Here is a 6,198-nt window from a genome sequence, read left to right as displayed (position 1 = left end):
CGCCGATGACGACGTAGTCGTACGTTTTCTCATGCTGGGACATGGCGGGGTACTCCAAGTGCCTTGTGCGGTGGGGGGACTGGCTCCGGGTGCCTGCCGTCGCCGAGGTGCACGAGCGGCTGGTACTCGATGAAGAACTCGTTCCGGTCGAGGGCCGCGGGCAGTGCCGTGGTGAGCCCGTGCCGGGTGATGGCGCGGGCGTCGGCCTCGGGGTCGGCCAGCTCGTAGCGGTTGCCGCCCGCCGACTTGGCCCGGTACATCGTGATGTCGGCGCTGCGCAGCACCTCGGCCGGGCCGCGCTCGCCCGCCGGACCCTCGACGATGCCGATGCTGCCGCGGACGGTCAGTTCCCGGCCGTCGATACGGACCGGGGTGATCAGCGCGTTCATGATGCGGTCGGCCAGCGCGTCGACCTCGCGCTCGGTGTCGGTCCCGGTGGTCAGTGCCACGAACTCGTCGCCGCCGAGCCTGGCGACCATCTCGCCGGGCGCGGTCGCGCAGGACTGCAGCCGGTCGGCGACCTCGACGAGCAGCCGGTCGCCGGCCGCGTGCCCCAGGCTGTCGTTGATGGTCTTGAAGCCGTCGAGGTCGAGATAGCAGAGCCCGAAGCGCATGCCCTCGCCCGCGGAGAGCGCCTTGTCGAGCCGCTCGAAGAACAGCGTCCGGTTGGGCAGTCCGGTGAGCGCGTCGTGCGTGGCCTCGTACCGCAGGCGCAGGTTGAGCAGCCGGCGCTCGGTGGTGTCCTCCATGAGGGCCAGCTGGTACTGCGGCCGGCCGTCCGCGTCACGCAGCAGGGAGACCGTGAGGTTGGTCCACAGGACCGTCCCATCGGGGCGGTAGAAGGCCTTCTCGGCGTGGTAGTGCTCGCGCTCGCCGCGCACCAGCTCCTCGTACAGCCGCCACACCTGGGGCGCGTCCTCGGGGTGGGTCCAGTCGGTGACGTTACGTCCGCGCATCGACTGCTCGGTGCCGCCGAACATGCGCAGCAGGGCTTTGTTCACCTGCAGGACGTTGCCGTCGAGGTCCGCGATGCCGATGCCTATGGCCGCGCCTTCGAACACCGCGCGGAACCGTGCCTCGGTCGCGTGCAGCGCGTCCGCGACCACGCCCTGGGCCTGGAGGGCGGCGCGCGCGATGGTCTCCTGCTCGGCCAGCGTCCGCTCCCGCAGCGCCTGTGCGAACCCGGCGGCCATGGCGTGCTGCAGCCGCGCCGAGCGGGCGCGCAGGTCTTCCTGGGACCCGTCCTCGCCGCAGTAGAGCACCAGGTAGGCGTCGACGCAGTCGAGCGAGCGGCTGAGCGCCTCCGGGTCGGTGCAGTGCGCCTCTATCAGCGCCGCGCCGACCGCCTGGCCCTCGGCCGCGTCGAACGTCCTGGCCCGCAGGGCCTCGCTCAACCGCCGGGCGAGCGGCACCAGTCGCAGCTCGAACTCCGGTCGGGTCAGTGACGTCGCGGTGACCGGGTAGATCGCCCGGCTCCAGATCGTCGCGAACCTGCGCAGTCTGTCCTCCGGCCCGTCCGGCTCGGCGGTCACGCCTTGCGCCCCACGCCCGCGAAACCCGAGTAGGAATAAGGATCCTCGTCCTCGGGTGCCGAGTCGGGCCGCCAGTTCGGCATCGGCACCAGTCCGGGTTCCACCATGTCGTACCCCTCGAAGAACCGCGCGATGTCCTCGCGCGAGCGCATGATCAGCGGATTGCGAATGTCCTTGTAGACGTCGACCGTGCCCGCGGCCCGTTCCTCGGGCAGCGGGATTCCCTCGTACGAGGCGTGCGTGACGATGAACAGGCTGCCGGGCGCCAACGCGTCCCGCAGCTCCGCCACCGCCCCGTACGGGTCGTCCTCGTTCTCCACGAAGTGAAGTATGGCAACGAGAAGAAGCGCCACTGGCTGATTCAGGTCTATCAGGCGCTGAACCTGAGAGTTGCCGAGAATCTCCTGGGGCTTGCGGAGATCGGCGGTGACGACGTCCGCGTGCTCGTTGCCGTTCAGGACGGCCTTGCTGTGGGCGACTGCGACCGGGTCGTGGTCGACGTACATGACGTGTGCCCCGGGTCTTGCGCCCTGGGCCACCTCGTGGACATTGCCGAAGGTGGGAATGCCCGAGCCGATGTCCAGGAACTGGGTGATGCCCTCGTCGGCGGCGAAGCGCACGGCACGGCGCATGAATGCCCGGTTGGCCTGCATGATCTTGGGAAGTCCCGGCATGAACTCCATGGCCCTGCGGGCGGCTTCCCGGTCGACCTCGAAGTTGTGCGATCCGCCCAGGTAGTAGTCGTAGATGCGGCTCACGCTCGGCACCGAGATGTCGATGCCACGTGGGGCCCAGGCGGGACGCTCCATCTATCTCTCCAAGGCGTAGGCGATCCGGTGTTCGAGCTGAGGCTACTGATCGCCCGCCAAAGGGGCGAGGGGAAACGGAAATTGACCGTCCGTTCCAGGTCACTGCCTCCGGCACGTGCCGCATTGCGTGTCTTACGAAATTGCACCGAAGCATTCCAAAGAGCTCGGAAGAACTGCGCAGAGTCACGAAGAGTCGGGACGGAATCCGTCGAGATGTGAAAAAGCCGCTTCGCCCCCTCCGTGCGGTGCGGAGGGGACGAACCGGTGGTTGTGCGGATTTGTTCCGTTCCTTCGACAGCTCTCCTTCTCTGTGTGTTCGACCGGCCGCGCTCTGTGCGTCCCTCCCCTCCGCGTCTCGTGACGGGATGTGTCTTGGTGACCAACCTGGGGAAGTGGTCGTCTACTTGGCCTGTTTGAGCTTGGTGTACCGCGAGTTCGTGTATTGCGGACTGCTGTCCCGCGGGCTGATGTCCCGCGGAACGGGGCTACTTCGGCTTGCCGAGCGCCTTGCCCTCGGGCGACATGGCGTACCACGTTCCGCCGACGCCCTGGCCGTTGGTGTCACCGGGCTTCTTGTCACCGGCGAAGGTGTACATCGGCCAGCAGTCGATGCTCTGCTGCTTGAGTCCGTCCGGACGGTTCAGGACGACATAGCCCCGACGGCCTTCGACCTTGTTCTCGATGCCCTTGGTGTCGGCGGCGTCCACCGGCTCGACGACCGGCCACTTCTCCAGGCACGCACCGACGCAGGCCGTCGTCATCGGCCACGGGGTGTCCTTCTCGAAGCGGTAGACCGTCATGCCGTTCTTGTCGACGACGACCTCACCGAGCTCCGGGTCGTTACGGGTCGACAGACCGGGCAGGTCGGCGGCTTCCGCGCCCTCCTCGGCCGCCCCGCCGCCGCCACCGGCCGCCTTCTTGCCGTCGGGGGCCGACGCGTACCACGTACCGCCCACAGCCTGGCCGTTGGTGTCACCGGCCTTGGTGTCCTTCGCGTACCGGTACAGCGGCCAGCCGCCGACGGTCAGCTGCTTGGTGCCGTCGGAACGGGTGACCTCGCCGAGCAGGGACTTGTCAACGCCCACCGGAGCGGTGGCACCCGAGGCCGGCACCGGGGGCCAGGTGGTGGCGCAGTCGCCGTCACAGGTCGACTTCGGCGGCTCCGCCGTGTCCTTGTCGAAGCGGTACAGCGTGAAGCCGGCGCTGTCCGTGACCACCTCGCCCAGCTTCGCGCTGTCCGCCACGGCAAGCTGACCGGCGGTCTGCGCCTGGGCAGCAGCCCCCTGCGCCGCTTCGCCACCGGTGCCAGGGCTGGCGCTGGCACTTGATCCGTAGTCGTTGCCCGATCCATAGCCGTTCGCCGCGGGCGCCGCGCCCACGTTCTGGCTCGTGTCCGCGTTGTCCTGACCGCACGCCGTCGTCAGCACCAGCACTGCCGCAGCTGACGCTACGAGTGAGGCGCTCCGCCAGGAGGTCTTCATTGGTAACTCCCGCTGTCTGCTTAGGGGTTGCGGCGCATCCACTGCGCCGCGTATGGCCCTAGGTACGGCCGGGAGTGCGGTGAGTGTTCAAAGGGTTCCCATATTTCTTTCAGGTAACGCGTGGGAACCCTGTTCGGCGTGGGGCCGAAGAGGCCCGTTCGACCCCTGGTCGGCAAGCGCGTGAGGCTCCGTTGTCCCTCCTTCGGGGCAATCCCCGCGCACTACCGCGTGCGCGGGCGTGCGAGGACCCATGATCTTCGTCGTGCCTGAATTACTACGAAACCGACTCGCCCTCGCCATACGCCTGCTGACGCTTCTCGCGCTGACCTGGATCCTCGCCGGCGCGCCGATCCCGGCGGCCTCCGACTCCTGCGCGTACGCCTCCACCGGTCACGGCGGTGCGGGCGGGGTCGCGGTAGCCGCCGCCGGGACCTGCCCGACGCCGACCCCGAGCCCGACACCGACGCCACCTTCGCCCAGCCCGACTCCCAAGCCTCCCCCTCCGCCGGAACCCCCGCCCAGACCGACGCCGCCGCCGAGCCCGGCCACCGAACCGCCGCCTCCCCCACCACGTCCGTCCCCCGCCCCACCGACCGTTCGACCACCCGCTCCGGTGGCACCGCCACCGACTCCCGCCGCGCCGCGGCCGGCGCCCCCCGAGCCGGCGCCGGCCCCGAGCATGCGCACCAAGCTCTCGCCCACTCCGGTGAGCTACCCGCCGTACCGCATCCGGGCCCGCAAGGCGCCGCCCCGCGGCGGCCCGTCCCTGGTCTCGCTCACCCTGCTCATCACCGCGCCCGCGGTGCTCGCCGCCGCCGCACTGCGCCCGCGCTGACCCCTGGAGAAACCCTTGTCGGAATGGCTTGTTCTCGCCCTCGCGATGGGTGCCGCCTGTCTCGTCGTCCTCGCCGTCACCGTCGTACGGCACCACACGGCCGGCGAGGACGACGATCCGTCCGAGACTCCGGACGTCATCGAGTACATGACGATGATGATCGGCGTGGTGTACGCCATCGTGCTCGGCCTGGCCATCGCCGGGGTCTGGGAGGCCCGGGGTGTCGCCCAGGACCACGTCCAGACGGAGGCGAACGCGCTGCACGAGATCTCCGAGCGCGTACGCGTCTACCCGCCCGATGTCCGCGACCGTATCCGGGACGACGTCAACGCCTATGTCGGCCACGTCGTGACCACCGAGTGGAAGACCATGGCCGATGACGGTCACGTCACCGAACGCGGCACCGAACTGCTCGCCCGGGTCCGCTACGGCGTCACCGACTACGAACCGCGGACGGACTTCCAGGCCCAGGCCTATCAGCCGCTCCTCGACCAGGTCACCGCGGCGGACACGGCGCGCGGTGCCCGCGCCGATTCGACGGCGCCGACCATGCCGGGCGTCGTGTGGTTCGGTCTGATCAGCGGAGCCGTGGTCACCGTCGGGCTGATCTTCGCGCTGCAGATCCGCCGCACACTGCGTGAGGTGATCCTCGCCGGCCTGTTCGGAGCCCTGATCGCCTTCCTGCTCTTCCTGATCTGGGACTTCGACGCCCCCTACAGCCGCGGGATCACGGCGAGCGCCGATCCGTTCCTGGCGCTCTTCCCGAAGGCAGGTGGGTGACGGACCCTCACCGGGACGGGCGCCACGCCGCGCCCGTCCCCCAACCGCAGGCATCCGGTACCCGGTTCGGCCCACACCGTTGCCCCATTCGCGCGACTGCGATCGCGCCCTCGCCCGCACCTTCCTAGCGTTTCGATCATCGAGGTGCATATACGGCGCAAGCGGAAAAGGTCCGCGGCTGCTCCTCGGGGACCCGGAGGACTCACCATGCGCGCGATACGCGTCGCTTCGGCCGCACTGCTGGGCGTCACCGCCCTGACCCTCACCGCTCCCGCCGCGGTCGCCCGGGACGACGGGGACCGCAACGTGACCTCGTTCGGTTTCGACGTCTCCCCCGCGACCATCGCCGCGGGCGGGCGCGCCACGCTGTCCGTCAACGGCTGCGGTTCGGAGGCCAAGGTCTCCTCGGGTGTCTTCGACACCGTGACGATCCCCAAGGGGCAGCCCTCGGCCACGGCCACCGTCGACTGGGACGCCAAACCGGGCGCGGTCTACCAGGTGACCTTCCAGTGCGGGAACGAGTCCGGGCACACGGACCTCACCATCGCGACCGGCCGCCCGGGCAATCCCACGCAGGTCCCCGTCCACCGGGGCGTCAAGGCCGGCGTCGGTGGTGGTGCGGGCGGCTTCGACCTGGGTGAGATCGGCCTCGGCGCCGCGCTCATCGCGGGCTCGGTGGGGGCTGCGTACTACTGGCGACGGCGCACCGGCGAGCACGGCGGCTGATTCACCGGACAGCCCTTCGCCCCGGACCCCCTGAG

5 protein-coding genes and 1 pseudogene are annotated in these 6,198 nt (G+C 69.7%); 3 read left to right on the top strand and 3 right to left on the bottom strand.

What is annotated here, in order from left to right; genetic code table 11:
* Positions 1-95 precede the first annotated feature (95 nt).
* The 3 genes and pseudogenes from AB0I18_RS51370 to AB0I18_RS51360 all read right to left on the bottom strand — a co-directional run.
* Positions 96-1,532, bottom strand: a pseudogene (locus AB0I18_RS51370) (diguanylate cyclase); the annotation flags it as partial.
* Positions 1,529-2,341 carry an SAM-dependent methyltransferase gene (locus AB0I18_RS51365; protein WP_363112780.1) on the bottom strand — a complete coding sequence of 271 codons (813 nt, stop codon included), beginning with the start codon at positions 2,339-2,341 and terminating at the stop codon, positions 1,529-1,531. The pseudogene AB0I18_RS51370 and the gene AB0I18_RS51365, both read right to left, overlap by 4 nt.
* Positions 2,342-2,826: 485 nt before the next feature.
* Complete coding sequence (locus AB0I18_RS51360; protein ID WP_363112779.1) at positions 2,827-3,822, bottom strand: SCO0930 family lipoprotein; 996 nt, start codon at positions 3,820-3,822, stop codon at positions 2,827-2,829.
* Positions 3,823-4,501: 679 nt separating this feature from the next.
* Between AB0I18_RS51360 and AB0I18_RS51355 the strand changes: the two genes are divergently transcribed.
* The 3 genes from AB0I18_RS51355 to AB0I18_RS51345 all read left to right on the top strand — a co-directional run bounded on the left by AB0I18_RS51355 (position 4,502) and on the right by AB0I18_RS51345 (position 6,163).
* Positions 4,502-4,657: a hypothetical protein gene (locus AB0I18_RS51355; protein ID WP_363112778.1), complete on the top strand. Its 156-nt coding sequence runs from the start codon at positions 4,502-4,504 to the stop codon at positions 4,655-4,657.
* Between the two features lie 15 nt (positions 4,658-4,672).
* Entirely contained in the window at positions 4,673-5,437 is a 765-nt protein-coding gene (locus AB0I18_RS51350) for a hypothetical protein (RefSeq protein WP_363112777.1), read from the top strand.
* A gap of 207 nt (positions 5,438-5,644) precedes the next feature.
* Positions 5,645-6,163 carry a hypothetical protein gene (locus AB0I18_RS51345; protein WP_363112776.1) on the top strand — a complete coding sequence of 173 codons (519 nt, stop codon included), beginning with the start codon at positions 5,645-5,647 and terminating at the stop codon, positions 6,161-6,163.
* Positions 6,164-6,198 lie beyond the last annotated feature (35 nt).

Origin of the sequence: Streptomyces sp. NPDC050704 (assembly GCF_040654355.1) — a bacterium.
Taxonomy (GTDB): Bacteria; Actinomycetota; Actinomycetes; order Streptomycetales; family Streptomycetaceae; genus Streptomyces.
Note: the sequence above shows the minus strand (reverse complement) of the source record. Positions and strands in the feature narration are given on the sequence as shown.

What these genes read in the sequence shown, in the direction of transcription:
- AB0I18_RS51355 (WP_363112778.1), top strand. Translation starts at nt 4,502, where the DNA reads ATGCGCACCAAGCTCTCGCCCACTCCGGTGAGCTACCCGCCGTACCGC.
- AB0I18_RS51360 (WP_363112779.1), bottom strand. Translation starts at nt 3,822, where the DNA reads ATGAAGACCTCCTGGCGGAGCGCCTCACTCGTAGCGTCAGCTGCGGCA.
- AB0I18_RS51365 (WP_363112780.1), bottom strand. Translation starts at nt 2,341, where the DNA reads ATGGAGCGTCCCGCCTGGGCCCCACGTGGCATCGACATCTCGGTGCCG.
- AB0I18_RS51345 (WP_363112776.1), top strand. Translation starts at nt 5,645, where the DNA reads ATGCGCGCGATACGCGTCGCTTCGGCCGCACTGCTGGGCGTCACCGCC.